We start from the raw sequence: 26794 nt of genomic DNA, 5'->3' as shown, positions 1-26794 counted from the left end.
CTTTCGTGGTCGCTTTTAGGTTAGAAATAACGTGGTGAACGGGATACTTTCTTCGGGAAGTTCAAATCAAACAAAAGCATGATCTCATGCGAAGAAGGGGTGGTGATGTTTAGGTCGGACACGATATGATCGTAAGCATAACCTAATCTAAGGTTGGGTGTAATCCTGTAGTTTACCATACCGCCAAATGAGTCATCTATCCTGTAGGTAGCTCCTATCTCAAAGCGCTCAAAGAACAATGCGTTTAACGATCCGTCAACAGATGGCGATACATCAAAGGCTGATTTAAGCATAAACGATGGCTTTAGCTTTACATTTTCCGATAACTGGAATACATAACCTCCCGTTAGGAAGTAGTGTTGGGTTTCCGACCCGAATTGAAAGTCCTGACCACTGTAATTGATGTCAAGGTGTTTGCTGTTCAGCATATTAGGTACCGAAAAAGCAAGGTAGTACTTCTGGGTGTAGTAGAAGAAGCCTGCTCCTACATTGAAATAAGTGTTGTTTACGTTTTCCTGAAAAGCAGGGTCATCCAATGCCGGAACGTTACCGTTACCGATGTCACTGAAAAGGCCTACATCGTGGAAGGTAGTACCCGCCTTAATACCTAAGGCTAAACGGTGCTCTCCGCCAAGGTTAAGAGTATAGGAAAAGTCGGCATACACGTTGGTTTCTTTTACAGGACCGATTTCATCATTGATTACCGATAGTCCCAATCCTACGTTCTTGCCCACAGGGCTGCTGCCCGAAAAGGTCGCCGTGGTTGGCGCATCCTCTATGTCAACCCACTGTTTGCGGTATAACAGCCCAAAGGATAAGTTCTCCTTTGAACCCGCATAGGCAGGGTTGATCACGTTCATGTTATACATGTACTGCGTATAGTGCGGATCCTGCTGGGCAGAAACATCTGCCAGACCGCACAGCGCTAAAAGCGCCGCAAGGTATAATTTCTTCATAAAAAGTAATTTTTAGTAGTGTTTGTATAGTTATTTAGTATAGTTAATGTTGGGGTGAGCAAAACGCCTTTTTTAAGCGAGCGCTTTGTTCATGCTGGTTAAAGATAGAAATTTTTGTGATATTTTTATAAGTTGAGTTAAAAATATCATTTTTTGTAATATAATATTTTAGTGTTTACTAAAGTATTGCAGCTAAACAGTATAGAGGTAACTGTATAGGTGGGAACTATCCGGTAGTTCTAATTTTGCAGCTATACGTTCCTTTCGCTTTCGGCACGCTTCTACAGTAATGTTAAGCATTGAGGCTATTTCCTTAGTGCTAAGGTTCATGTATACATAGCATATAAACCTTACATCGTTAGCGTTTAGGGAAGGATGGAGTGTTTTTAGCCTTGTTATATACCCTTGGTTAACCTCTTCAAAGTGGGTAAGGAAGTTTTCCCATTCGTTTTCGTCTTTAAGATGACTTTTAAGGGTTTTGATATGTCCTGCCAGCGATTCGTTTTTAGAAAGCTCGGGTACTTTTCCCAGTGAGGTAAGTATATCTTCAAGTATAGTGTTGCGTTGTGATAGGTATAATGCTTTTGCCGATAGTTCTCTGTTACGTGATTCTATCTCATTTTTAAGTCGTTCCTGTTCCAGTTTGGCTTTGTTCTCCTTGTCCTGAATTTGTTTTTCCAATAGCAGATTCTCATTTTTTTCCTGTGCCAGTTCCAGTGCTATCGCTTTTTCATTTCTTTCGGCTACGAGTTTCTTTTGCATTAGCTTAACCGATCTGTTTCGGAGTATCAGTACCAGTATTATTACAAGAGCAACAATAGCTGCTATAATACTGTAAAATGTTTTTCTTTCGGTGTTTAGTTTTTCCTTATTCAGGGCTATCTGGTTTTTATAGTCCTGTATTTCAAACTTTACTTTACTGGTTTCAAGTAATTTTCCGTTTTTTATATCGTTAAGCTGTACTTCGGCCCATAATACAGAGTCTTTATATTGTAGTGCTTTATCGTATGTTTTATCTTTAAAATAGATATCTGCCAGTAATGTATATACTGTTTTTTTGTTCTCTAAATTTGGTTTTCCGGTAAGTATTTTATTGGCAGCAGTTATAGCTTGGTTGTATTTTCCTTCCTTTAAATAGCTCTTTACAATAATGAGCATAAGGGAGATTCCGGTATCATTATAATCCAGGTTATCAGTAGAGGTATATAATTCCTGTGCTTTTTCGCGAGCCAGAGTGGTACTCCCTTTAAGCAGTTCGTTCTCGGCTAAGCATATTTCGGCTAAAACCAATAAATGGGGCTGTTGTTTTAATAACGGAATAGACTCTATTATGTATTTTTTGGCTTCTTCCAGCCTATTAGTTTCATTGGCTACTCCGCCAAGGTTCATGGCATAGAGCCCTATTTTGAGAGAGTCTTTTTTTTCTTTGGCTATCTCATAGGCTTTTTTAAAGTACTCTTCGGCCTTTTCAAAATTCCTTTCTTTGGTGTAAATAATAGCAATGTTGTTAAGTACTACCATTTCGTGTTGCGGATCCAGTTCCTTAACTGCTATGGTGTAGCTTTCCAGGTAATAGTTAAGGGCTTCACCATAATCAAGCATGGTGAAATAATTAGCACCTATGTTATTTGTGGCCAGAAAAACCTGCTCGTACCAGTGGTTTTTCTCGGCAAGATTTCGGGCTTCTGTTAATAGCTCCAATGACTTTACATGCTCTTTTTTCCACATAGCATCAACCCCTTGTTTGATAAGCGAGTCACAATGCTGTATAGTATTTGCCGAAAGGTTTATGGCAAACAGTAGCATAAGTAACATGTAAAGGTTGATATGGAATTTCTTTTTAAGCATTAGTGAGCAATGGTAATGTGGGTAATTTCTTCAAATATAAATATATAATTAATGTAAATAAAAAAAGCTCCTCCTTAAAAGGAGAAGCTTTAACGTATATCGGGTAAATAAATGTTTAGATTTTACCTGATGCTTTCAGGTTACGCTCAATTGCATGTCCAGGGCGTGTCCATTTTGGTTTTTCACCCATTGCTTCAAATTCAGACTCTTCTGCTTCAACCGTTTTTGGCTGAGATTTTTTAGCAAATGGTTTTTGAGGGATAAGACCAAGCATTTCAAACATTTTCATGTCTTCGTTTACATCCGGGTTAGGGGTAGTAAGTAATTTGTCTCCTGCAAAAATAGAATTAGCACCTGCAAAGAAGCACATTGCCTGTCCTTCTCTTGACATTTGAGTTCTTCCTGCAGAAAGTCTAACCTGAGTTAAAGGCATAACGATACGGGTAGTTGCTACCATTCTAATCATGTCCCAAATCTCAACAGGTTTTTCATCTTCAAGTGGAGTGCCGTCTACAGCTACAAGTGCATTGATAGGTACAGATTCCGGTTGTGGACTTAATGAAGCAAGAGCAACAAGCATTCCGGCTCTGTCTTCAACGCTTTCTCCCATACCAATAATACCACCGCTACATACGGTAACGTTTGTTTTTCTTACGTTATCAATAGTTTGTAGTCTGTCTTCGTATCCTCTTGTAGAGATTACTTCTTTATAGTATTCTTCAGATGTATCAAGGTTGTGGTTGTATGCATATAAGCCTGCCTCTGCAAGGCGTTGTGCCTGATTTTCGGTAATCATACCCAGTGTACAGCAAACCTCCATGTCCAGTTTGTTGATGGTTCTAACCATTTCAAGTACCTGATCAAATTCAGGTCCGTCCTTCACATTACGCCATGCAGCACCCATACATACTCTTGATGATCCGCTCGATTTGGCACGTAATGCCTGAGCTTTTACCTGAGAAACAGTCATAAGGTCGTTCCCTTCAATATCAGTATGGTAACGTGCAGCCTGCGGACAGTAACCGCAATCTTCAGGGCAACCTCCTGTTTTAATTGATAGCAGGGTAGACACCTGTACTACATTAGGGTCATGAAATTGTCTGTGAGCCGTTGCTGCTTCATACAGCAGATCCATTAATGGCTTGTTATATAGGGCAATGATTTCTTCCTTCGTCCAGTCGTGTCTAATTGTATTCATAACGGAATTTTAAAGTTGGTTCAAAAGTAGCAAATTCCGTTATAACAACCGAAAAAACACTTTAAACTTTACTTAGTTATGATTTACGTCGTCTACCTTGTTGATTTTTTCTACTTTATCTTTCCAAAACTGCATTAGTGTAAACGATACTATGGCACTGGCTGCAAGCCCTTCAATAAACAGACCGATACAGAATTGGTATAGTGACGGAGTGCCTCCAAAAATGTAGTGGTTTACAAACGTATGGATATATTCTTCACCTCCTCTGGCATTGGCATAAGCGATAAATGCAAATATGGTTAATATTAAACTGGTAAATGCTGTAAAGAATGCCGAACTAAGATTAGTGAAGTAACCATCTATATGTTCTTTATAATCCTGTTTAATAGTTCTGTTTACACCATATATCACAAAAATGAAGTTTACCAGCCTAAGGTAAATTTTATCTCCCAACCCCAGTTTTTCCATTAAAAGGAAAAATAGTCCAATACCTATAAAAATAATGATACCATTGGTTATTATTCTTGAAACTTTCATAGCCTTGTGTTTTATTCGTTAATTAATTGTTTTATAGCCTTATGGCTTTTTTAAGTGTATTTTCTTTCAAAAGTTTGTAAGACACGGATTGACTCAATCTCTTATCGAATTTACTAATTAAAACATGAAAAAATAAAAGAATTAATAAAATTTTAATACAATAAATATTACTGTTTTAAAATTTGGTTAAAACCAGTGATGATAAGGTTTATTGCTTGTCTTCGTGAAGTAGTATCCAGTCGTTATGGAAGAAATAATCCCATTTGGCTTCGCCTAAATCGACATCGGGGTCAATAAGTTTTTTCATTGGAGCACCATTTACTCCGGCAGAAGTATTGGCATAAATAGCAACATCCCTGTCCATTTCCTTAAATTCGTTTTTTATTCGCTGTGCAAACTGCCAAATCATATCGGGTTTGGTACGCATGCTGTTAAACTGCTTAGGGGTAAGTTTACTGTTTGTATTGTAAAAAATGATTTCGTTGGTGTTTTTGTCTACCACTTTAAAGCGGGTATATCCGTTTCGGGTACGTAGCATCATTCGCCAGCTTAGGCGATGGCCTTCTTCAGTCCAAAAAACATCCCCCTTAATGAAATGATGTCTTATAGGTAGTAGTAGCTGTATAATTAAATAAGGTATAAAAAAGTAATACAGTGTGCTTTTGTAGTCCTTTCCTGTTTCCTGAATAGTAGTGATTTGTGGTTTCTTTTTAAAGAACAGCGAACGCATTTTTTCGGGCGGATAAAAGAAAACCGCAAAACTCAGTGCAAAATAAGGGAATATGCCTATTTGTAATGTGATGGAATTAAAGATGTGAAATATTAGTGAAGCTATAAAGGCCCATGTTCTGGTTTTTTTGAAAAGCAGTAAAGGGACAATCAGTAAATCGAAAGCAATACCGGCATAGGCAATAAACAGGTAGAACCATTTTTGAGTAAAAAAGTCGTGTAATGTTTCATTTTTAACCGATCTGTCCAGCAGGTTCTTGGTAAAGGTGCCGTCCAGCCAGTCAGGGTAAAATTTAGCAATGGTGGCAAAAAAATATACTATTGCTACCTGTGCTATCATTATCCATGAGCACCATGCAGGCATAGTTAGGCTTTTTATACTGGGGTTTTGTTTAGCATCTAGAGAGGCATAAGTGTTTGCGGGTAAAAACCACATTATTAAACAAACCAGTAATAACAGGTAATAATGGTTGTTGTATGAGGTTTTTTGCATAAAGTAAACTCCGGCCCACATTATGGTAAATGCGCCAAGCGTCCATCTATATTTATAGCCCAACATAACAAGTAGGCCTAATATACCCATAGTAATAAAGTAGAAATACATGCCGTGGCCGGGTAGGGGTTGGAGCCAGTCCATGCCTATGTGATTAAAGGTGAACTGAACATCGATGAAATTTTCTTTTACCCACCCTGTGAGGATGGCGCCAATAGTTTCGCAGGCAAGCAGAAAGCCGAAAAATATTCTGAATATAATAAGAGGGCTATTGTCTATTTGCTGGAAAAGGCGTGGTTTCATGTCAGTTTTGTGGCGATATATTCTAAAGATGTTTTTTGGTCTTCCTTGAGTTGTTCTTTTAGGTGGTTAACGCTTGGGAACTTTATTTCATTGCGTATCTTGTAATGAATATTTATTCTTATTTCCTGATTGTAAAGGTCGCTGTTAAAATCAAAGAAATGCACCTCAATGGATTCAGCTACACCACCCACTGTAGGGTTGTTGCCTATATTCATCATTCCGTATACCGTTTTGCCTGCTATTTCGGAAGATACTACATATACACCTTTGTCTGGTATTAATTTATAGCTCTCGGTAATGTTGATGTTAGCGGTAGGAAAGCCTATGGTTCGGCCCAGCTGTTTTCCTTTAACAACATTTCCGGTAAGGAAATAAGGGTAGCCCAAATACCTGTTTGCAGTTTCAAGATAACCGGCATTTAGGGCATTGCGTATTTTGGTAGAGCTTACGGATACTTCATTAATCTCGAGTGCTGAAATTTGTTCTACCTCAAAATTATATTCCTCACCATATTGTATAAGGTCGTTTATATCGGCAGTCCTGTTTCGTCCGAAACGATGGTCGTATCCTATTATAATTTTCCTTACCATAAACTTGTCTACCAGTATGTTTTTTACAAACTCTTCGGCAGTTAGTCTTGAAAAGGCATGGTCAAAAGGGTGTATAATAAGATTGTCTATACCGTGTTGCTCCAGCAGCATAGCCTTTTCCTTAATTGTATTAAGCAGTTTTATATCTGTATTTTGCTGCAAAACCATCCGCGGATGCGGAAAAAAAGTAAGCAACACACTTTCACAAACTGTATTTTTACTGCTTGAAGTTATTTTCTCAAGAATGCTCTTGTGTCCTTTATGCACTCCGTCAAAAGTACCAAGGGTTACAATAGTAGGTGCGTTAGTAGTAAATTCCTGTATAGAGTTGAATATTTTCAAAGGCTAATAGTTATAATTAGCAAATTTAATAAGATTAGTTAATTATGAATTACTGATTTGAATTTATTTAAAATAAGTCGTTTTTTTTTAGGTTAAAATTCAATATTAACATTTTTTCAATGCTAAAACGCTAATATTTAGGCTTATTAATTGCTATATTTGTCGGCTATGATAAAAATACTACTACTACAATGACAAAAAAACTATTAATTCCCCTGATAGTCATAATGCAAACACTTTGTGGCTATTCGCAATCGAATTTTTGGAGAGAAGTATCTGAAGAGCGTGTAGCTCCTTTAGAAAAATCAGATCGTACTGATATGCCTGCAGAGTACGGACTTTACCATCTTGATTTCGAAGCGATGAAAAATGTTCTTGCTACTGCCCCGTCAAGAAAAGATTTAACAACATCTGATGTTGTTGTTTATTTCCCTACACCTACAGGGCAAATGGAAAAATTTGTTATCTATGAAGCATCTATAATGCATCCGGGTCTTGTGGCAAAATATCCTGGTATACGCTCGTATATTGGTAAGGGCATAGATAATCCTTCAACAATGATCCGTTTCAGTACTACGCTTTTTGGATTACACTCAATGGCTTTTACAACAAATGGTACTTATTATATAGATACATTTACAAAAGATCTTCAAAACTATATAGTGTATAATAAATCCAGTCTTCCTGTAGGAAGCAGGTCTTTTAGTTGTGATGCTCCTGATGCAGATATGCCGGCACAGTTTGGTGCTAAGTTTGCGCCTAAAAACGTACTGGCAGATGATGGTACTTTAAGAACTTACAGACTTGCAATGACCTGTACTTATTCTTATGCGCTTTTCCATATGCAGGCTGCAGGTGTTACCTCAGGAACAACTTCACAAAAGAAAGAAGCTGTTCTTGCTGCTATGAATGTTACAATGACAAGGGTAAATGGTATTTATGAGAGAGATGCTGCTGTTACAATGGAGATAATAGACGGTAATGATGATATAATTTTTGTTACAAATGCAACCGATCCATTTTCTGGTGAAAGCGGCGGAACTCTTTTAAACGAAGTGCAGGATGTGATTGATAACGGAGTAGGTTTTTCAAACTACGATATTGGTCACGTTGTGAGTACAGGCGGAGGAGGTATTGCTCAGCTGGGGTGTGTTTGTACATCAAGCAAGGCTCGTGGTGTTACAGGTAGTGCTGCTCCTGTGGGTGATTCTTATGATGTTGATTATGTTGCTCACGAAATGGGGCACCAGTTTAGTGCTACACACACATTTAATGCAAGTGGTGGAGGTACAGGGAGTTGTAATGGTAACAGATCAGGGTTTACTGCTGTTGAGCCCGGTAGCGGTACTACGATTATGGGGTATGCCGGTATATGTGCTAATGCCGATGTGCAACAGCACTCGGATGACTATTTCCATGCGGCAAGCTTAGTACAGATATTTGATTTTGTTAGTAATTCAGCAACTTGTGCAGTTGAGACACCTAACAATAATACTGCTCCTGAAATTAATGCTTTTGATCAACCTTCATACTACATTCCTGCTACTACAGCATATGTTTTAAGAGGTAATGCTACAGATGCAGATGGTGATGCTCTTACTTATTGCTGGGAAGAAACCGATGCTAATGGTACAGCTACTACAGGTTCACCAAGCCCTATTTCGAGTTCTGGTCCGTTATATAGATCTTTAAGTCCTACAGAGTCTTCAGTAAGATATATGCCTAGCTTTAGCAGTGTGTTAGCAAATAACCTGACACCAACATGGGAGGTTACACCAGTTGTAGCAAGAACACTTAATTTTGCACTTACTGTAAGAGATAATGCTGTACCAAACGGAGGGCAAACAGCAAGACGTAATTTACAGGTGTCTGTTTTAAGTTCTGCAGGTCCATTTAAGGTTACTTCTCAAGACGAATTTAATGTTGCATGGCAAACAGGTACCAGCCAAACTGTTACCTGGGATGTGGCTGGTACTGATAGCGGTCTTATCAATGTATCTAATGTTAATATTTTATTGTCTACAGATGGAGGCGCAACATTTGAAATGCTTGTTGAAAACACTCCAAATGACGGTTCAGAGTCATTCACTGTTCCTACAGATACTCCTCTTGCTACAAATTGCAGAGTTTTAGTTGAGGCTGTAGGTAATATTTTTTATGCTGTGAATTTAAGAGGGTTTACTATTACTGATATTGCAGGCGTTGAAGATTTTGGTCTTGACGGTTTTACACTTTATCCAAACCCTAACAATGGTAGCTTTACTGTACAGTTTAATTCTGATTCTACTAATGATATCAACATTTCAGTTTACGATATGAGAGGCAGACAGATATTTGGTAATGTATATACCAATACAGGTTTAATCTCTAAAGAGCTTAATTTGCAGGGAATACAATCCGGAGTTTATCTTGTAAACGTTCAGGATGGTAGCAGAAAAGAAGTGAAAAGAATAGTGGTTCAGTAATTTACTACTTAACACATACAAAAAAGGCGCTTATTATAAATAAGCGCCTTTTTTTATTTTATATCAGCTATAATGATATTGGTTTTTTGATTTTCGATAACTTTAGGTACGGTTATAATCACTTTGCCGTCCCTGTATTCGGCATAACCGTCTTTTACCTCATAATATCCTGCTACACCTTTACAGTAGCAAAATACTCCAAACAACATTTTGATTTCACTGTCTTTATTTAAAGAGGCTATATCACTGTTAGTTTCAATAATAACCTCTTCACTGTAAAAATCATCTTGTGCACGTGGGTCTGATTTTTTATTGTATTTGTATGTTAAGATACTTTTGCCTTCATGACTGGTCATATTGTAACGCATTTTACCTACCCCATCTTCAACCAAAGTCATACTACTGTCTTTCGCTACTATGAAAGTGCAGTCACCGTTTGCAGGGCATTCGCTTTGCAGGTTATATTTGCCTGATTGTAAAAGAGTTTTTTGACTTCCACATGCGCTAAGCATAGCAGCAAAGGCTAGAACTATAGTAAGTTTTTTCATAGTTTTATTTTAGTTTATAAAAACAAACTTTACGCCAAATTACATATTAATGGTTAAAACACTGGTGTAATTAGGAATTATTTACCATTAAAAGTATTCATGGTGTTGTTAAGTCCGGCAAGGGCAAACGATTTAATGGCTTCGCAGGCTACATCCAGTCTTTCAGAAAGTTTTGCTTTTTCCTCTTCGCTCCATTCGCCTAAAACATAGTCTACCTGCTGACCTTTTTTAAACTCATCGCTTATGCCGAAACGAAAGCGCGGGTATTCTACCGAGTTAAGTATCTGCTGAATATTTTTAAGTCCGTTATGGCCTCCGTCACTACCTTTCGCTTTCATTCGTATTGTTCCGAAAGGAAGGTTAAGGTCATCAGTAACCACAAGCAGGTTTTCCTTAGGGATGTTTTCTTTGTCCATCCAGTATTTTATAGCCTTACCACTAAGATTCATGTAAGTGTTAGGTTTTAGCAGGAAAAGGGTTCTGCCTTTTACCTTAACTTGTGCCAGAGTTCCCAGTTTAGCGGTTTCAAACGATTCTCCTTCCTGTTGCGCGAGCCTGTCTACTACTTTAAAACCAATATTGTGGCGTGTGTTTACATATTCGGCACCTATATTGCCCAGGCCTGCTATAAGATATTTTTTCATAGGATCGGTAGTGTCTACTGTCGTGTTTTGTTTAAAAAGGTTTGTAAGCCATTTCATGGTTCAAAAATAGCTAATAACCAGAATAAAAAAAAGCGTCCTGTATAAGGACGCTTTTCTGTATAATAGAAGATTGATTATTTTTTCTTCTTTGTAGCTTCTTTTGCAGCTTTTGCGGCTTCCTGAGCAGCTTTCATTGCAGCACGTGAAATTCTTACCTGTGCAACAACAGTGTTGTCCGGGTGAAGTAACTTAAAGTTGTCTGAAGGAACTTCAGTAACATAAAGTTTGTTACCCATTTCAAGGTTAGTGATATCTGCTTCAACAAAGTCAGGAAGGTTAGTAGGTAAGGCTCTAACTTTAAGTTTACGTTGGTTAAGACGTAAAACACCACCAGCCATAACACCTTTAGAGTTACCAATAACTTTAACCGGTACTTCCATAGTGATTTCTTTATCATCATGTAGTTGATAGAAGTCCATGTGAAGGATTTTATCACTTACAGGGTGGAACTGGATATCCTGTAGGATAGCGTTGTAAGTTTTACCGTTAAGGTCAATTACCACAGTGTGTACGTCTGGAGTGTAAACAAGGCTTTTAAATCCTTTTTCTTCTGCAGTAAAGTGTACTGGCTGATCTCCTCCGTATAACACGCAAGGTACCATTCCAGCATTACGTGCCGCACGCGTTGCCGCTTTGCCCACGCTTTCTCTTTCAGATCCTTTGATCGTAATTGATTTCATTTGTGAAATATATTAATTAATAAAAATAAATTACATTAAAAATTTACCGCTTATTGAGTTGTTACTGTTTACTTTATGCATTACATCAGCAAACAGTTCAGCACACGTAACTACGCGTATTTTTTTGCTCTCTTTTTTAAGCGGAATACTGTCGGTAACAATCAGCTCAAGAAGTTGAGAATTCTCAATTTTCTCATAAGCACTACCAGAGAGTATAGGATGTGTACATATAGCTCTTACGCTTAATGCACCTCTTTCCATCATCATGTCGGCAGCTTTTGTAAGCGTACCTCCTGTGTCAACCATATCGTCAACAAGAACAATGTTACGTCCTTTAACATCACCAATAACCTCCATAGTCTCGATAACGTTAGCTTCTCTTCTCTGCTTGTAGCATATAACTACATCGCTACCTAAGAATTTAGAGTATGCATAAGCCCTTTTTGAACCACCCATATCCGGAGAGGCGATGGTAAGGTTTTCAAGGTTAAGGCTCTTAACGTACGGTAAGAATATTGTAGATGCAAACAGGTGGTCTACCGGTTTTTCGAAGAAGCCCTGAATCTGGTCAGCGTGAAGATCCATAGTCATGATTCTTGTAGCGCCTGCCGATTCAAGAAGCTTAGCAACCAGTTTAGCTCCTATCGGAACCCTTGGTTTGTCTTTTCTATCCTGTCTTGCCCATCCAAAGTAAGGTATTACTGCAGTGATGTGTCTTGCAGATGCTCTTTTAGCAGCATCTATCATCAGTAATAATTCCATTAGATTGTCTGAACTTGGGAAAGTAGAGCAAACAAGGAAAACACGAAGTCCCCTTATAGACTCTTCAAATGATGGTTGAAATTCACCGTCACTGTACTCTGAAAAGGTAACTTTACCTAATTCTATACCGTAACTTTTGGCGATTTTTTCTGCCAGATATACACTGTTAGAACATGAAAATATCTTTGCTTCCGGCTCCATGTATGACATCTTAAATACTTGTTTTGTAGTTATTTAGTGTGTTGTTTTCGTAAACGAGGTGCAAATTTAGGAATTTAATTGAACTCTGGAAGTTTTTTTGGGTTATTTTTCGGCTCAATTGGAATTATTTTTTACATTTGCAGCCACAATAACCGTTAATAGCCTGGATGGCGGAATTGGTAGACGCGCACGACTCAAACTCGTGTACTACGGTGTGTGGGTTCGATTCCCACTCCAGGTACAAAAACCCGTTAGCTTTTGGCTTTCGGGTTTTTTTATTGTATTTTCTTAATCACATAAGTCACTATTCCCCAAACCATAAACTGGTTTTCTTCAGTAACCTTTAAAGGTTTGTAAGCTTTATTTTCGGGCATAAGGTACAAGTTGTCGGTTTCGGTTAATAGTCTTTTAACGGTAAACTCACCATCTATTAGGCATACGGCTATTTTTCCGTTTCCAGGTTCCAGGCTGCGGTCTACCACCAGTATGTCGGCATTGTTTATACCGGCATCGATCATGGAATTGCCCGATACCCTTATATAAAAAGTACTTAACGGATTTTTAGAGAGCTCTTTATTGAGATCTATTCTTGTTTCCATAAAATCCTGCGCCGGAGATGGAAATCCTGCCGATACCCCGTGAGAAACAAACGGGAGTCCGTTTTTACTCTCCATATCAGGAGCATATACATTAAGCGCCCTGTATTTATTACTAACTGTCAACATTTATCTGTAATATTTCGTTAATATTAGTGGTATATCTGGGTGAGAGCATGTTTTGTTTCATGTCCCATGTCTTTTTTTCCTGTGAGGCGAGTCGTATTACGCGTTCGCCCATTTTTGCATTAACCTTGTCCAATGTTTTCATGAGAGACATGTGCTTTGGGTTTTCGTCTGTAAATAAATTAAACTGGCGTGTATTTTCGGGGATAAGGTCTGATACGATAACCCCGGCTTTTTTAAATTTTACAGAAACTGTTTCCGGTAACAGGCCTTTCAGTAGTGATATAGCAGTATTGCTTATAGTAATGCCAGACTGTGTAGCGAAAGGAAGTAACAAAGCCCTGCTGTAATAATACTTTGAGGTTTCGGTTTTATGCTTATCGGCCACAAGGGTTACAATAATGGTTTGGCAACAGCTTTTTTGTTTTCTCAGTTTTTCGGCAGTGACCATAGCAAAGGTGGTAATACGTTCGCGTAGTAAATCAAAGTCGGTTATCTGTTTTGGGAAAGTACGCGTGGTGGCAATGCTTCTTCTTACTTCCGGCACCTGTCCGTCACCAATAGCAGGGTTTCCTTCCAGTTCATACTTAATGCGCATCCCTACTACACCCATTTCTTTTCTTATCCATGGTTCTATATGGGGTAGGGTAAAATCGTAAGCCGTATTTACATTTCTTGCCTTTAGTTTCTTTACTGTTCGGTGGCCTATACCCCAAACGTCTTCTACTTTTAGCCATTTTATGGCTTTTAGGCGTTTTTCATTATTGTCAATTACGTATACGCCTCCGGTTTTTTCCTGATATTTTTTGGCAATCCTGTTAGCTACCTTTGATAATGTTTTGGTAGGAGCAAATCCAACGCATATAGGTAGTCCGACCCATTTCCAAACCCTTTCTTTCATTTCAGTTCCATAAGTATAGAAGTCGATTACTTCAATGCCGTTAAAATCCAAAAATGCTTCGTCTATACTATACACTTCTACATTTGGGGTAAATCCTTCCATAATTTTCATAACTCTTTCGCTCAGGTCACCATACAGGGGGTAATTGGATGAAAACACCTTTATATTGTTTTGCTGTAATAGTTCTCTTATTTTAAATTCAGGGGAGGCCATTGGTACGCCAAGTGCTTTAGCTTCTTCACTTCGTGATATAATGCACCCGTCGTTATTAGACAGTACTACAACAGGTTTATCCTGCCATTGGGGCTGGAAAGCCCTCTCGCAGGAAACGTAAAAGTTATTACAGTCAATTAATGCATACATAGTACAAATTTAGATTATTTTCTATTATATATGAAAATAATCTTATATAATTTTTGTCTGTCAGTTAAAAAAAGTCTAAAACCCTTGTGTAGTGGGGTATAACGGACTTTTATCCGTAAATTTATAGGACAATTAAAAACATATATTATGTCATTATTAAAAGATAAAGTGGCTGTTGTTTCCGGTGCAGGATCGGGGATAGGAAGGGCCATTGCAGAAACATATGCCCGTGAAGGCGCAAAAGTTGTAATTACTGATATTAATGAAGCACACGGCGAGGAAACCGTAGCTGCTATTAAGAAAGCCGGAGGAGAGGCTTTTTTTATTAAGGCAGATTCTTCTAAAGCAGAGGATAACAAAAAAGTGGTTGAGGCTGTTGTAGCTAAATATGGCAGGCTTGATGTTGCCTGTAACAATGCTGGTATGGGTGGGCCTGCCGCACCAACGGGAGAGTATGATATTGACGGTTGGGACAGAGTGATTGCTCTTAACCTTAGCGGAGTGTTTTATGCCTGTCGTTACCAAATTGAGCAAATGATGAAAAATGGTGGAGGAAGTATTGTAAATATTGCTTCTATACACGGTACGGTAGCCGCACCAAACAGTCCGGCGTATACAGCCTCTAAACATGGGGTTGTTGGTCTTACCAAAAATATTGCAGCCGAGTATGGGCAAAAAAATATTAGGTGTAATGCCGTAGGACCGGGTTATATTGAAACTCCATTATTGACAGATCATTTAAATAAGGAAATGATGGAAGCCGTAGCTTCAAAAAGCACTATGAACAGGCTGGGTACTCCGCAGGAGATAGCAGAACTTGTTACTTTTTTAAGTTCGGATAGGTCTTCGTTTACCACCGGAAGCTATGTTATTGCCGATGGCGGATATACTTCAATATAATTGTTGGAAGAATATATAAAATAAAAATGCCCGTTATTTAACGGGCATTTTTTATATAATTTTGTTATTGACTATAGGTAACCTAAAACCATGTCTGGGAAAATACCTAAAAGGATATTAAGCAGTATTGCAACTACAGCTACAGCTGTATAAGCAAACGGAACGACCTGTTTTTCTTCGGTACTTTCTTTGGTGTACATAGCAAGGATGAGTTTAAAGTAGTATCCTACACTTATTATAGAGTTCACCACAGCTATGATAACAATAGCAACCTGTCCGGCTTTTAATGCCTGGTTAAACAGGAAGAATTTAGCGAAGAACCCGGAGAAAATAGGGATACCTGCCATAGATAGCAATGCGCATGTAAGTACGGCAGCCATTAACGGGTTTGTTTTACCAAGTCCGTTAAACTTAAAGCTTTCTTCGTTTCTCTTATCACCACAAACGCTTATTACTACTGCAAAGGCTGCAATACCGGCAAGGGTATAGGCTGCTGCATAGTAAAATAAAGTACCTGCTGTTACCGGTGGGTTAAGGAATACCATCAACATAAAACCGGCATGTGATATACCAGAGAATGCAAGCATACGCTTAACATTGTTTTGTTTTAATGCCGTAAGGTTGCCTACAAACATAGATAAAGCAGAAACTATTATAAGTACGGTTACATAAGTTCCCGGCACTTCAAGGTTAATACCCCTCATCAGTTTATAAAAGGCAGCCATTGCCGCAACTTTAGCCAGCGTACTCATGGTAGCTGTAGTTAGGGCAGGCGATCCTTCGTATACATCGGGAGCCCAGAAATGGAATGGTACCGCTGCTATTTTAAACAGTAATCCTATGGTAAGTAATACCACACCAGGGAAAAACCATCCTTTTGCAACACCTGTACTTACAGCTTCATAAATTGCAGCAATGTCAAATGCGCCGGTAGCACCATATATTAAAGCAATACCAAACAGGATAAGTCCTGATGCGAACGATCCCATAAGGAAGTATTTCATACCGGCTTCGTTACTGCTAACGTTTTTAGGTTCGCTGGCAGCAAGTACATAAAGTGATATGGATAAGATTTCTATACCAAGGAAGAACATCGCCATATTACCAAAAGAAACCATGGCAACAGCACCTGCAAGCAGGAACAGTTTTATGGAGATAAAATCAGATAACTTGGCTTTGTGCTCTTTATGGAAGTCAGGACTTAGTGCTACCAAAAATATGGTAAGTACTATAAACAGTGAAGAGAAAAGTGTTCCATAATTGTTTTGAATAATCATGTTATTATAGAACGAACGTTGCTCCATATTTAAATTAGCCACGTGAACACCCGGTATATTTACCACGTTTAGGCACAGTATAGCCAATAGACCGATAATAGTAACCGGTACAATTGCTTTTCTCAGGTTGAAAATTTCAGCTATAAGGCATATAATCCCTAATCCTGCAATAGCTATTAATGTAGTCATTTCTTATCGGGCTTAATTATCTGTTTATTAAATTTAATGTGTTCTCTAGTGCCGGTGTGATAAAGTCTATTATTGGTTTAGGATATAAACCAAAGAATAATAAAATACCTATTATAGTTACAAATACAAAACCTTCACCAAAAGTAACATCGGCAAACGGCTTAGCATTTTGCTCACCAAGCATTACCTGCTGGAACATTCTAAGCATATAAAATGCACCTAATATAATGGTTGTTCCTCCCAGTACGGCAATCCATATATTGGTTTGTGCCAAACTGTAAAGTAATTCAAACTCTCCAATAAAGTTAAAGGTAGCAGGCAGCGCAACAGAAGCCAGTACCAGTATCATGAACATAGAGGTGAAACGCGGAGTTTGTATACGTATGCCTCCCATTTCGCTTATCTCAGTAGTGTTATATCTGCGTATGATAATCTCGGCAGCATAGAAAAGACCTACCACTACAAAACCGTGGGCAATCATTTGCAGTACTGCACCTCTTAAACCATCAAGTGTAAGGGTGTAGGCACCTGCAGCTATAAGACCAACGTGTGCAAGTGATGAGTAAGCCAGTAATTTTTTAAGATCCTGCTGTTTTAATGCCAGTATTGAACCATAAATAACACCAGCTACACAAAGTGCAATAAGTACATGCATGTACTCTTTTGCCGGAGCCGGAGCTAAAGGAAGCTGCCATCTTATTATACTGTATATTGCCATTTTAAGCATGATACCTGATAGTAACATTGTACCGGCAGAAGGTGCTTTTTGATACACGTTTGCCTGCCATGTGTGGAATGGTATAATCGGAATTTTAATAGCATAAGCCAGGAAGAAAGCAAGGAAAATCCAAAACTGCTCCTTGTCTGTTAGGTTTACCCTTACAAGTGCTCCGTTTATAAAAGATCCTGTTTTTTGATACAGGTAAATAAATGCCACAAGCATAAATAGTGAACCTGCAAAAGTGTAGATGAAAAATTTAATAACATCTTTTTTTCTGGCTTCGGCCTCACCACCCCCCCAAATAAGGGCAATAAAGTAAATAGGGATTAGCGAAAGTTCCCAGAATATATAATATACAAATCCGTCTGCGCTTAAAAATGTACCAGCCATGGCAAATGCCATAAATAGTATAAGAGCATAAAAAGACTTAGCGTTTTTAAACGTATTTTTTAATGTAGCAAGTATTATAATTGCTGTTAGCGAGGTTGTAAGCAACACCATTATAAGTGATAGTCCGTCACCAACAAGGCTAATGGATATCATTGGATTTTTAATCCAGTAGGTTACAGAGTTTACGTTTTCGCCATTGTTTAATAGGTTTACTGTACAAAGCGTGACAGCAAAAGCAGCAACACTAAATAGCAGTGCGACTTTTGAAGCCCATTTATTTCCTGCAAAATAAGTAGCTGCAGCTCCAATCAGTAAAGTGATAAGTATAAATGATACGTCCATCAGGTATGAATTATTTTGCTAAAAAGATATAAACGATTATTGAACATATACCCAGTACAAAAGCAAACAGGTAAAAACCAATGCTTCCGTTCTGGAGTGTTTTGCCTTCGGTGCCTAATACGTTGGCAAGTTTACCCAAGCCGAAAATAAAGCCTGAAATAGCAACCTCGATAGCATTTTTAAAGAAGCTACCCAGTGCATAAATAGGTTTTACTATAAGGGCTGTGTATATTTCGTCAACATAAAACTTGTTGTAAAGTACTTTGGCAAAGCCTGTAATCTCGCTGTCCTGACTCGGTACAGCAGACTGTTTGATATATTTAGCATAAGCTAATCCAATACCTATAAATGCACCTATAATGGCTACACCCATAAGCATGTACTCTGTAGTACCCATGTGGTGGTGTTCACTTTGCTTAGCGATAACAGGAGCTAAGTATTCGTTTAACCAGCTGTTACCAGGTAAGCTTATAGCACCTCCTACAAGTGCTAATATAGCCAGTACTATTAGAGGGAATGTAATAAGTCCCGGAGACTCGTGTAAATGTTTTTTCTGCTCCTCTGTACCTCTGAAATCTTTATAGAAAGTAAGGTAAAGTAAACGGAACATATAGAATGCTGTCATGATAGATGCTACCGACCCAATAACCCAAAGTGGTTTGTTATGATGGAAAGCAGTCATTAATATCTCGTCTTTAGAGAAGAATCCTGAGAATGGTGGTAAGCCCGAAATGGCAAGGGTAGAGATAAGGAAAGTAATAAATGTAACTTTCATCACCTTACGAAGACCACCCATATAACGCATGTCCTGCTCGCCGTGCATAGCGTGGATAACAGACCCCGAACCTAGGAATAAACAAGCTTTAAAGAAAGCGTGTGTAATAACATGGAATACTGCTATTTGATAAGCACCTAAGCCTAAAGCAAGGAACATTAAACCTAACTGTGATACAGTAGAGTAAGCCAGTACTTTTTTGATATCGTTTTGAACTAAACCTATAGAGGCTGCAATAAGTGATGTTACAGCACCTACTATGGCAATAATGTTTTGTACTTCTGGAGCAAGGTCAAACAAGAAGTTTAGCCTTGTAATCATAAAGATACCTGCAGTTACCATGGTAGCTGCGTGGATAAGTGCCGATACCGGGGTAGGACCCGCCATCGCATCGGGTAACCATGTGTAAAGCGGAATTTGAGCACTTTTACCACAAGCACCAATAAATAAACATAGTGCAGCGATAGAAATTCCCCATGATGGTTCAAGAAGCTTGCCACTCTCAATAGCAGTTCTTATAACTGTATAATCCAGTGAGTTGAATATGAAACCCAGTATAAAGATACCGATAAGGAAACCAAGGTCACCTATACGGTTCATAATGAATGCTTTTTTAGCTGCATCATTGTAATCGTGGTTTTTGTACCAAAATCCAATAAGGAGGTATGAACATAAACCTACACCTTCCCAGCCTATAAACATAATAAGCAGGTTGCTACCCATTACAAGGGTAATCATAAAGAAAATGAAAAGGTTTAGGTATGCAAAAAACTTGTGTACGTTTTCATCATCATGCATGTAGCTGATGGAGTACATGTGGATTAGCGTACCGATACCTGTTACGAACATTAGCCATAACAGCGAAAGCTGATCCAGCTGAAAAGCAATATGTACGTTAAAGTTTCCAAGTTGCATCCATTCAAACAGGTCTATCATTACCGGCTCTTTTGAGCTGCTTACCTGTAAAAAGAACGAAAGCGTTACGGCAAATGACGTAGCCACGGCAACTGTACCCAGTATACCCGGCAGGTTACCGCTTAATTTTTTTCCTGCAAATACGTTAATCAAAAACCCTATAAAAGGGGCTAGAAGTAGTATTAATGCCAAATTAGTCTCCATTAGGCGTTATCCTTTTAATTTTTTTAAACTATCAATATCAATGTTATTCAGGTTCCTATAAATGGCCACAAGAATGGCAAGACCCACGGCAACTTCTGCTGCTGCAACAGCCATGGAGAAAAATACGAATACCTGTCCCGCAGCATCCTGATGGTATGTAGAAAATGCTACTAAAAGCAGGTTAACTGCGTTTAGCATAATTTCTATAGACATGAACATCACGATAGCGTTTCTTCTGAAAAGAACTCCAAACACACCTACACAAAATAGTAATGTGGAAAGATAAATGTAGTTCTCAATACCTATCTGTTGTAATATATTTTCCATACTAGCTGTTTATGTGTTCTTTTTTAGACAATAATACGGCTCCAATCATAGATACAAGAAGCAGTACCGAAGCAAACTCAAACGGAACCATATACTCGTTAAGCAGTACCTTACCCAGTACTTTAATAGACTGGTAATCCTGACCTGAAACCTGGTAACTCTCAATAACCGGCTGTGCTTTAATAAACGTTGCCAGTAGTACAAAAGCCACAAGTCCTAAGGCTATAGCTGCCGCAAACCTGGTGAGTACTGATTTGTTTTGTTCATCTTCCTTATTGAGGTTCATGAGCATTATGGTAAAGAGCATCAGGATCATGATGGCTCCTGAGTAAACAATAATGTGTACAATTGCAAGGAACTGAGCATTGAACAGTAAGTAATGTCCTGCTATAGAGAAAAAGCAAAGTACAAGATAGATAGCACTGTGGATAGGGTTTTTGCTAAGAATAGTCAAAAATGCAGTTCCCAGTGTAATGGCCGATAAAATATAGAATACTGTAAGCATATTAATTAGCCGTTTTCATTTGAGTGTTCTTAATAGCCATATCAAGTGGCATAACCAGTTTTTCTTTTCCGTAGATGAAATCTTCCCTGTCGCTTGAAGGTTTTACCATTACTCTTGATTTAGTAAGGTAAATAGCCTGCTTAGGGCAAGCCTCTTCACAAAGTCCGCAGAAAATACATCTAAGCATGTTAATTTCATAGATAGATGCATATTTCTCTTCCCTGTACAGGTGTTTCTCTTCCGGTTTTCTTTCTTCCGCTTTCATGGTAATTGCTTCGGCAGGGCACGACAGCGCACAAAGCCCACAGGCAGTACAACGTTCTCTTCCTTCCTCATCACGCATAAGCATGTGCTGGCCACGGTAAACAGGGCTAAGTTCCCTGGTTTGTTCAGGGTACTTAATGGTTACCTTTCTTTTAAATAAATGTCGGATTGTAATAAGTAATCCTTTAACTATCGCCACAAGATAAAGGCTTTCCCAAAAACTCATCTTTTTGTTGGAAACCTCTTTTTTTCTTCCCGATAATGATATGGTTTCTATAGACATTTTTATCTTTTATTAATCCGCCCTTGTGCAGGAGGTATTCAATTAATTTCTCTAGATCAGTAGCTTACTGAGTAAGCAAAATAACTATTCCCGTTACTACAATGTTTGCTATGGCTAGCGGGATAAGCATTTGCCACCCTAAGCGCATTAGCTGGTCATAACGGAATCTTGGTATTGTCCAGCGCACCCACATATAGAAGAATATGAAGAAGCACAACTTGGCAAATAATACCATTATACCTATAATGTTAGCGATGTTAACACCCCAGTTCTCTTCTGCCCACTGCATACCCGGATAGTTGTAAGCCCCAAAGTAAAGTACGGCAAGAATAGTAGAGGAGATAAACATACTCGCATATTCTGCAAAAAGATAGAATCCCATTTTCATGGAAGAGTATTCAGTGTGGTAACCACCAATAAGCTCGGCCTCACACTCAGCAAGGTCAAACGGGGTACGGTTTGTTTCGGCAAATGAACATACAAGGAATATAAGGAATCCTACCGGCTGGTAAAATACATTCCAGTTCATACCGCTTTGTTGTGCAGCCATTTCACGAAGGCTAAGTGTACCTGTCATCATTACAAGAGCAATGATTGCAAGTCCCATAGCAACCTCATACGAAATCATTTGTGAAGCGGCACGCATGGCACTCATAAGGGAGAACTTGTTGTTAGAAGCCCATCCGCCTATCATAATACCATAAACACCTATGGATAATACTGCAAAAATAAACAGCATGGCAACGTTAATATCGGTTGCCTGAAGGATAATGTCGCGCCCGAAAAGGTGAAGCTTATCGCCCCACGGAATAACGGCACTCGTCATTAATGCTGTACTCATAGATATGGCAGGTCCTGCTATGAACAGGAATTTGTTTGGCGTATTAGGGAAAAACTCCTCTTTGGCAAAAAGTTTTAAACCATCGGCAAGAGGTTGTAGTATACCTCCTTTACCGGCGCGGTTAGGTCCTATACGATCCTGAAGCCAGGCAGCAATTTTTCTTTCGGCTAGTGTAGCATACATTGCCATTAACATGGTGATGGCAAATATTATAACAATAAAAATACCTTTTTCTATTACTATTGTCTGTTCCATATCTATACGTTACCTTCTTTATATACCTTTTCTTCTTTTTCCTTAAGCGGCACGTCAGGCATACTTATTTTCTTCCTGTCTTTGTCCCTACCTAATAAAATGTTCTTTTCGGTATCAATTTTAACTGGTTCAATTTCTCGGGTATAGTTGTTCTGGTTGATTACAGAATCTTTCTCGAATTTTCTAGGACCTTCAATTACCCAGTCATTAACATCTTTGTGGTCAAAACGGCACTCATTACAAATAAATTCCTCTACCTCATGGTATTGGTCTTTACGGGCAGTAACCCTTTGTATTTCGTTACCAAACATCCACAGTGTAGTTTTACCGCAACATTTGTCACAGTCTCTGTGAGCATTGTATGGCTTGTTAAACCATACCCTTTGCTTAAAGCGGAATGTTTTATCTGTAAGAGCTCCTACAGGGCAAACATCAATCATGTTTCCTGAGAACTCATTATCAATTGCTTTAGAGATACAGGTAGAAATCTGAGCATGATCACCACGGTTTACAACTCCGTGTACCCTGTTATCAGTAAGCTGATCGGCTGTCATAACACAACGGTAGCAAAGAATACAGCGGTTCATGTGAAGCTGAATTTTGTCACCAATATTTTCCGGCTCAAATCTTCTTCTTTCTTCTATGTAACGTGTTTTTGCCGAACCGTGCTTAAAGCTTAGATTCTGTAGGTCACATTCACCTGCCTGATCACAAATTGGGCAATCCAGCGGATGGTTTATCAATAAGAATTCGGTTACCGATTTTCTGGCATCAAGCACCCTTTCAGAAGAGATGCTTTTTACCTCCATACCGTCCATAACACCGGTTACACACGATGCCATTAGTTTAGGCATAGGTCTTGGATCGGCTTCACTACCTTTAGAAACCTCTACTAAACAGCAACGGCATTTACCACCGCTACCTTTTAGTTTAGAGTAGTAGCACATTGCCGGCGGCACAGATTCTCCGCCTATCATTCTTGCAGCCTGCAGGATGGTGGTCCCCGGTTCTACATTTATTTCCTGACCGTCTATTGTTACTTTCATTTTGTATCCTTGGTTTGAAAGTTTACTGGTACTTTCGACTTTAACTTAATAACTCAGTTATATTTCCTGCTTTGCTACCAGATGTCTCACCTTTTCAAAAGGCTCGGCAACAAAGTGATCTCTGTTTTTAATTTTTTCTGGGAAACGAACGTGGTATTCAAACTCTTCCCTAAAGTGGCGTATAGCTGCTGCTACCGGCCATGCTGCCGCATCTCCTAACGGACAAATGGTGTTGCCTTCAATTTTTCTCTGGATATCCCATAGCAGCTCAATATCTTCCTCACGACCGTAACCGGTTTCAATTCTGTGAAGTACTTTTTCCATCCATCCTGTACCTTCACGACATGGCGAACACTGTCCGCAGCTCTCGTGGTGGTAAAAACGGGAGAAGTTCCATGTGTTGCGAACAATACAGGTAGTATCGTTATACACGATAAAACCACCTGAGCCCAGCATAGAGCCCGACTGGAATCCACCTTCGCTTAATGACTCGTAACTCATTAAACGGTCACCTCCTTCGGCATTTTTAAAGATAAGGTTTGCCGGTAAGATTGGCACCGACGAACCTCCCGGAACTAAGGCTTTTAAAGGCCTGTCATCCATCATACCGCCTAAGTACTGGTCAGAGTTCATAAACTCATCCACGCTTAAGCCAAGTTCTATTTCGTATACCCCAGGGTTTTTAATGTGACCTGAAGCAGATATAAGTTTTGTTCCTGTAGATCGCCCAATACCTATTTTGGCATATTCCTCACCGGTATTGTTTACAATCCATGGCACGGCAGAGATAGACTCTACATTGTTTACCACTGTTGGGTTAGACCATAAACCGCTTACCGCAGGGAACGGAGGTTTGATTCTTGGATTACCTCTTTTACCTTCAAGCGATTCAATAAGTGCAGTTTCCTCACCACAAATGTAAGCTCCGGCACCACAGTGTACGTGCAGGTCAAGGTCGTAGCCAGAACCTAATATGTTTTTACCCAGCCAACCTGCAGCATAGGCTTCTTTGATTGCTTTTTCTAATATGCGGAATACCCACATATACTCGCCACGTATATAGATGTAAGAAAGGTTACAGCCCAATGCATAACTTGAGGTAATCATACCTTCAATAAGCAGGTGAGGGATGTATTCCATCAGATAGCGATCCTTAAAGGTTCCCGGCTCAGACTCATCGGCATTACATACCAGGTGTCTTGGTTTTCCTGATTTTTTATCAATAAAGCTCCATTTAAGTCCGGTAGGGAAACCAGCCCCTCCGCGTCCTCTTAATCCTGAAGCTTTAACCTGTTCCACAACTTCATCCGGGGTCATGCTTTTTATGGCTTTCTCTACAGAGCGGTACCCTCCGTTTTGGCGGTATACTTCGTAGGTTTTAATCCCCGGTACGTTTGCGTGTTCTAATAATATTTTCATTCCCATTGTTACTTTGGTATAATGGTCCTAGTGTAAATTAACTTTGCCGTTCCTGCAATCTTCAATAATCTGGTCTACCTTTTCTTTGGTAAGGTTTTCCTTGTAGTAGTCGCCCAGCTGCATCATTGGTGCATAACCACATGCTCCAAGGCACTCAACACCTACTACGGTAAACATACCGTCGGGAGTGGTTTCACCTTCTTTAATGCCCAGTTTTTCGCAGGTATAATCCATAAGATTTTCGGCACCGCGAATGGCACAGCATGAAGTTCTGCAAAATTCAAACATATATTTGCCTATAGGCTTTTGGTTGTACATGGTATAAAAAGAAACCACCTCATAAACCTCAATAGGTTTAATTTCCAGTATTTCGGCCACCTTATCCTGAAGCTCTATACTAAGCCAGTTATCGTGAGCATCCTGTACTTCGTGAAGTACCGGTAGCAATGCTGATTTTTTCTTATCGGCAGGGTAGTGGCTTAATAGTTCGTTGATGCGTTCCATAAGTTGCGCATCTATATTGATAACCTGTTTTGCGTTTGAAATTTCCATAATCCTTAAGCGTCTAGTTCGCCTGCAATAACATTGAGGCTTGATAGTGTTGCAATTGCGTCAGACAGCATTTGTCCTTTAATCATATCGTTAAAAGCCTGGTAGTATATAAAACACGGCCTTCTGAAGTGTAATCTGTATGGTGTACGGCTACCATCGGTAATAAGGTAGAAACCAAGTTCTCCGTTACCGCCTTCCACAGGGTGATACACTTCTGTAACCGGAACAGGTACTTCACCCATAACGATTTTAAAGTGGTAAATAAGCGCTTCCATGTTAGTGTAAACGTCTTCTTTTGGAGGAAGGTAATAGTCCGGTACATCGGCATGGTAAGGTCCTTCAGGAAGCTTATCAAGTGCCTGGCGTATAATTTTAAGGCTTTCCCAAACCTCTGCATTACGCACACAGAATCTGTCGTAAGTATCTCCTGATTTACCAACCGGTACATTAAATTCAAAGTCTTCGTAAGAGCTGTATGGTTGCATAACACGAACGTCATAATCTACGCCCGCTGCCCTAAGGTTAGGACCTGTAAAGCCATAGCTCATTGCCTTTTCGGCAGAGATAGGACCAACGTTAATGGTACGGTCCATAAAAATCCTGTTACGTGTAAGCAGGTTTTCAAAGTCTTCCCAAATTTTTGGGAATTCGTCCATAAACTCGTTGATTTTTTTAAAAGCGGCAGGGCTCCAGTCCCTTTCAAATCCGCCGATGCGTCCCATGTTTGTAGTAAGTCGGGCTCCGCATATCTCTTCGTATATCTCGTATATTTTTTCTCTGTACTGGAATACATAAAGGAAACCTGTAAGGGCTCCGGTATCCACACCAAGTACTGAGTTACATATAATATGGTCTGCAATACGGGCAAGTTCCATAATAATAACCCTTAGATATTGTACTCTTTTAGGTACTTCTATACCTAATGCTTTTTCTAATGTCATCCACCAACCCATATTGTTAATTGGGGCAGAACAGTAGTTCATCCTGTCTGTTAGCGGAGTAATTTGATAGAACGGCCTGTTTTCGGCAATTTTTTCAAAAGCACGGTGTATGTATCCTACTGTACCTTCGCCATCAAGGATTCTTTCACCATCCATTAAAAGGATGTTTTGGAAAATACCGTGTGTGGCAGGGTGTGTAGGCCCAAGGTTTAGTACAGATAGTTCGCTGCCGTCTTCATTACGCCTCTCTTCAATCTGTTTGGCATAGCGATGTTCTGGTGGTAATAACAGGTCTGACATTTTATA

At 39.2% G+C, this 26794-nt stretch carries 25 protein-coding genes and 1 tRNA gene; 3 read left to right on the top strand and 23 right to left on the bottom strand.

Translation table 11 applies throughout. The features are described from left to right. Positions 1-20: 20 nt before the first annotated feature. From V3Z67_RS05355 to V3Z67_RS05330, 6 genes are all read right to left on the bottom strand, one after another. Complete coding sequence (locus tag V3Z67_RS05355; protein ID WP_330442333.1) at positions 21-956, bottom strand: PorP/SprF family type IX secretion system membrane protein; 936 nt, start codon at positions 954-956, stop codon at positions 21-23. A gap of 192 nt (positions 957-1148) precedes the next feature. Further along, the gene (locus tag V3Z67_RS05350; protein ID WP_330442332.1) at positions 1149-2804 is read right to left on the bottom strand and encodes a tetratricopeptide repeat protein; all 1656 of its coding nucleotides are present in this window, start codon (positions 2802-2804) and stop codon (positions 1149-1151) included. Between the two features lie 115 nt (positions 2805-2919). Then, positions 2920-4002 (bottom strand): biotin synthase BioB, encoded by a 1083-nt coding sequence (bioB, locus tag V3Z67_RS05345; RefSeq protein WP_330442331.1) that lies wholly within the window; start codon positions 4000-4002, stop codon positions 2920-2922. 72 nt (positions 4003-4074) lie between these two features. Next, a complete protein-coding gene (locus tag V3Z67_RS05340; RefSeq protein ID WP_330442330.1) occupies positions 4075-4539 on the bottom strand; it encodes a hypothetical protein in 465 nt (154 codons plus the stop codon). 208 nt (positions 4540-4747) lie between these two features. Continuing rightward, positions 4748-6064, bottom strand: coding sequence for an HTTM domain-containing protein (locus tag V3Z67_RS05335; RefSeq protein WP_330442329.1), 1317 nt, complete (start codon positions 6062-6064; stop codon positions 4748-4750). Continuing rightward, positions 6061-6996: a bifunctional riboflavin kinase/FAD synthetase gene (locus tag V3Z67_RS05330; RefSeq protein ID WP_330442328.1), complete on the bottom strand. Its 936-nt coding sequence runs from the start codon at positions 6994-6996 to the stop codon at positions 6061-6063. Before V3Z67_RS05330 ends, V3Z67_RS05335 begins: the two co-directional genes overlap by 4 nt. A gap of 191 nt (positions 6997-7187) precedes the next feature. Here V3Z67_RS05330 and V3Z67_RS05325 point away from each other — a divergent pair, with 191 nt between their 5' ends. After that, positions 7188-9461: a zinc-dependent metalloprotease gene (locus V3Z67_RS05325; protein WP_330442327.1), complete on the top strand. Its 2274-nt coding sequence runs from the start codon at positions 7188-7190 to the stop codon at positions 9459-9461. Between the two features lie 53 nt (positions 9462-9514). Here the strand turns inward: V3Z67_RS05325 and V3Z67_RS05320 are convergent, their stop codons facing one another. The 4 genes from V3Z67_RS05320 to V3Z67_RS05305 form a co-directional block, all read right to left on the bottom strand. Then, on the bottom strand, positions 9515-10009 hold the full coding sequence (locus V3Z67_RS05320; RefSeq protein ID WP_330442326.1) for a hypothetical protein: 495 nt from the start codon (positions 10007-10009) through the stop codon (positions 9515-9517). Positions 10010-10086: 77 nt separating this feature from the next. Continuing rightward, positions 10087-10710: an aminoacyl-tRNA hydrolase gene (pth, locus tag V3Z67_RS05315; RefSeq protein WP_330442325.1), complete on the bottom strand. Its 624-nt coding sequence runs from the start codon at positions 10708-10710 to the stop codon at positions 10087-10089. A gap of 77 nt (positions 10711-10787) precedes the next feature. Next, the gene (locus V3Z67_RS05310) at positions 10788-11393 is read right to left on the bottom strand and encodes a 50S ribosomal protein L25/general stress protein Ctc (RefSeq protein WP_330442324.1); all 606 of its coding nucleotides are present in this window, start codon (positions 11391-11393) and stop codon (positions 10788-10790) included. A 30-nt stretch (positions 11394-11423) separates the two neighbouring features. Next, entirely contained in the window at positions 11424-12365 is a 942-nt protein-coding gene (locus V3Z67_RS05305; RefSeq protein WP_330442323.1) for a ribose-phosphate pyrophosphokinase, read from the bottom strand. A gap of 152 nt (positions 12366-12517) precedes the next feature. Here V3Z67_RS05305 and V3Z67_RS05300 point away from each other — a divergent pair. Then, positions 12518-12597 (top strand) — tRNA-Leu (locus tag V3Z67_RS05300). A gap of 34 nt (positions 12598-12631) precedes the next feature. Here V3Z67_RS05300 and V3Z67_RS05295 read toward each other — a convergent pair. Together V3Z67_RS05295 and V3Z67_RS05290 are read right to left on the bottom strand one after the other, a co-directional pair. Further along, a complete protein-coding gene (locus tag V3Z67_RS05295) occupies positions 12632-13081 on the bottom strand; it encodes a LexA family protein (RefSeq protein ID WP_330442322.1) in 450 nt (149 codons plus the stop codon). Then, positions 13068-14342 (bottom strand): Y-family DNA polymerase, encoded by a 1275-nt coding sequence (locus tag V3Z67_RS05290; protein WP_330442321.1) that lies wholly within the window; start codon positions 14340-14342, stop codon positions 13068-13070. The genes V3Z67_RS05295 and V3Z67_RS05290 overlap by 14 nt, the downstream gene beginning before the upstream one ends. Before the next feature lie 147 nt (positions 14343-14489). On the opposite strand from V3Z67_RS05290, the gene V3Z67_RS05285 reads away from it, so the two are divergent. Next, entirely contained in the window at positions 14490-15242 is a 753-nt protein-coding gene (locus tag V3Z67_RS05285; RefSeq protein ID WP_330442320.1) for an SDR family NAD(P)-dependent oxidoreductase, read from the top strand. Between the two features lie 71 nt (positions 15243-15313). On the opposite strand, the gene V3Z67_RS05280 is transcribed toward V3Z67_RS05285, so the two are convergent. The 11 genes from V3Z67_RS05280 to V3Z67_RS05230 all read right to left on the bottom strand — a co-directional run bounded on the left by V3Z67_RS05280 (position 15314) and on the right by V3Z67_RS05230 (position 26788). Continuing rightward, positions 15314-16708: an NADH-quinone oxidoreductase subunit N gene (locus tag V3Z67_RS05280; protein ID WP_330442319.1), complete on the bottom strand. Its 1395-nt coding sequence runs from the start codon at positions 16706-16708 to the stop codon at positions 15314-15316. Positions 16709-16724: 16 nt separating this feature from the next. Continuing rightward, on the bottom strand, positions 16725-18161 hold the full coding sequence (locus tag V3Z67_RS05275; RefSeq protein ID WP_330442318.1) for a complex I subunit 4 family protein: 1437 nt from the start codon (positions 18159-18161) through the stop codon (positions 16725-16727). 10 nt (positions 18162-18171) lie between these two features. Further along, positions 18172-20055, bottom strand: coding sequence for an NADH-quinone oxidoreductase subunit L (gene nuoL / locus V3Z67_RS05270; RefSeq protein ID WP_330442317.1), 1884 nt, complete (start codon positions 20053-20055; stop codon positions 18172-18174). A 6-nt stretch (positions 20056-20061) separates the two neighbouring features. Next, positions 20062-20382: an NADH-quinone oxidoreductase subunit NuoK gene (nuoK, locus tag V3Z67_RS05265; protein WP_035135337.1), complete on the bottom strand. Its 321-nt coding sequence runs from the start codon at positions 20380-20382 to the stop codon at positions 20062-20064. A 1-nt stretch (position 20383) separates the two neighbouring features. Next, the gene (locus tag V3Z67_RS05260) at positions 20384-20887 is read right to left on the bottom strand and encodes an NADH-quinone oxidoreductase subunit J family protein (RefSeq protein ID WP_330442316.1); all 504 of its coding nucleotides are present in this window, start codon (positions 20885-20887) and stop codon (positions 20384-20386) included. A 1-nt stretch (position 20888) separates the two neighbouring features. Continuing rightward, positions 20889-21434, bottom strand: coding sequence for a NuoI/complex I 23 kDa subunit family protein (locus V3Z67_RS05255; RefSeq protein WP_330442315.1), 546 nt, complete (start codon positions 21432-21434; stop codon positions 20889-20891). Positions 21435-21498: 64 nt separating this feature from the next. Further along, on the bottom strand, positions 21499-22530 hold the full coding sequence (gene nuoH, locus V3Z67_RS05250; RefSeq protein WP_330442314.1) for an NADH-quinone oxidoreductase subunit NuoH: 1032 nt from the start codon (positions 22528-22530) through the stop codon (positions 21499-21501). Between the two features lie 2 nt (positions 22531-22532). Beyond that, on the bottom strand, positions 22533-23576 hold the full coding sequence (locus V3Z67_RS05245; RefSeq protein WP_330442313.1) for a 2Fe-2S iron-sulfur cluster-binding protein: 1044 nt from the start codon (positions 23574-23576) through the stop codon (positions 22533-22535). Positions 23577-23633: 57 nt separating this feature from the next. After that, a complete protein-coding gene (nuoF, locus tag V3Z67_RS05240; RefSeq protein ID WP_330442312.1) occupies positions 23634-25001 on the bottom strand; it encodes an NADH-quinone oxidoreductase subunit NuoF in 1368 nt (455 codons plus the stop codon). A 21-nt stretch (positions 25002-25022) separates the two neighbouring features. After that, a complete protein-coding gene (locus tag V3Z67_RS05235; protein WP_035135321.1) occupies positions 25023-25547 on the bottom strand; it encodes an NADH-quinone oxidoreductase subunit NuoE family protein in 525 nt (174 codons plus the stop codon). 5 nt (positions 25548-25552) lie between these two features. Beyond that, positions 25553-26788: an NADH-quinone oxidoreductase subunit D gene (locus tag V3Z67_RS05230; RefSeq protein ID WP_157484172.1), complete on the bottom strand. Its 1236-nt coding sequence runs from the start codon at positions 26786-26788 to the stop codon at positions 25553-25555. Positions 26789-26794: the final 6 nt, after the last annotated feature.

Origin of the sequence: Flavobacterium sp. C4GT6 (assembly GCF_036347315.1) — a bacterium.
Classification (GTDB): Bacteria; Bacteroidota; Bacteroidia; order Flavobacteriales; family Flavobacteriaceae; genus Flavobacterium.
The sequence above is the reverse complement of the archived record's forward strand: the minus strand, read 5'-3'. Positions and strand labels throughout refer to the sequence as shown.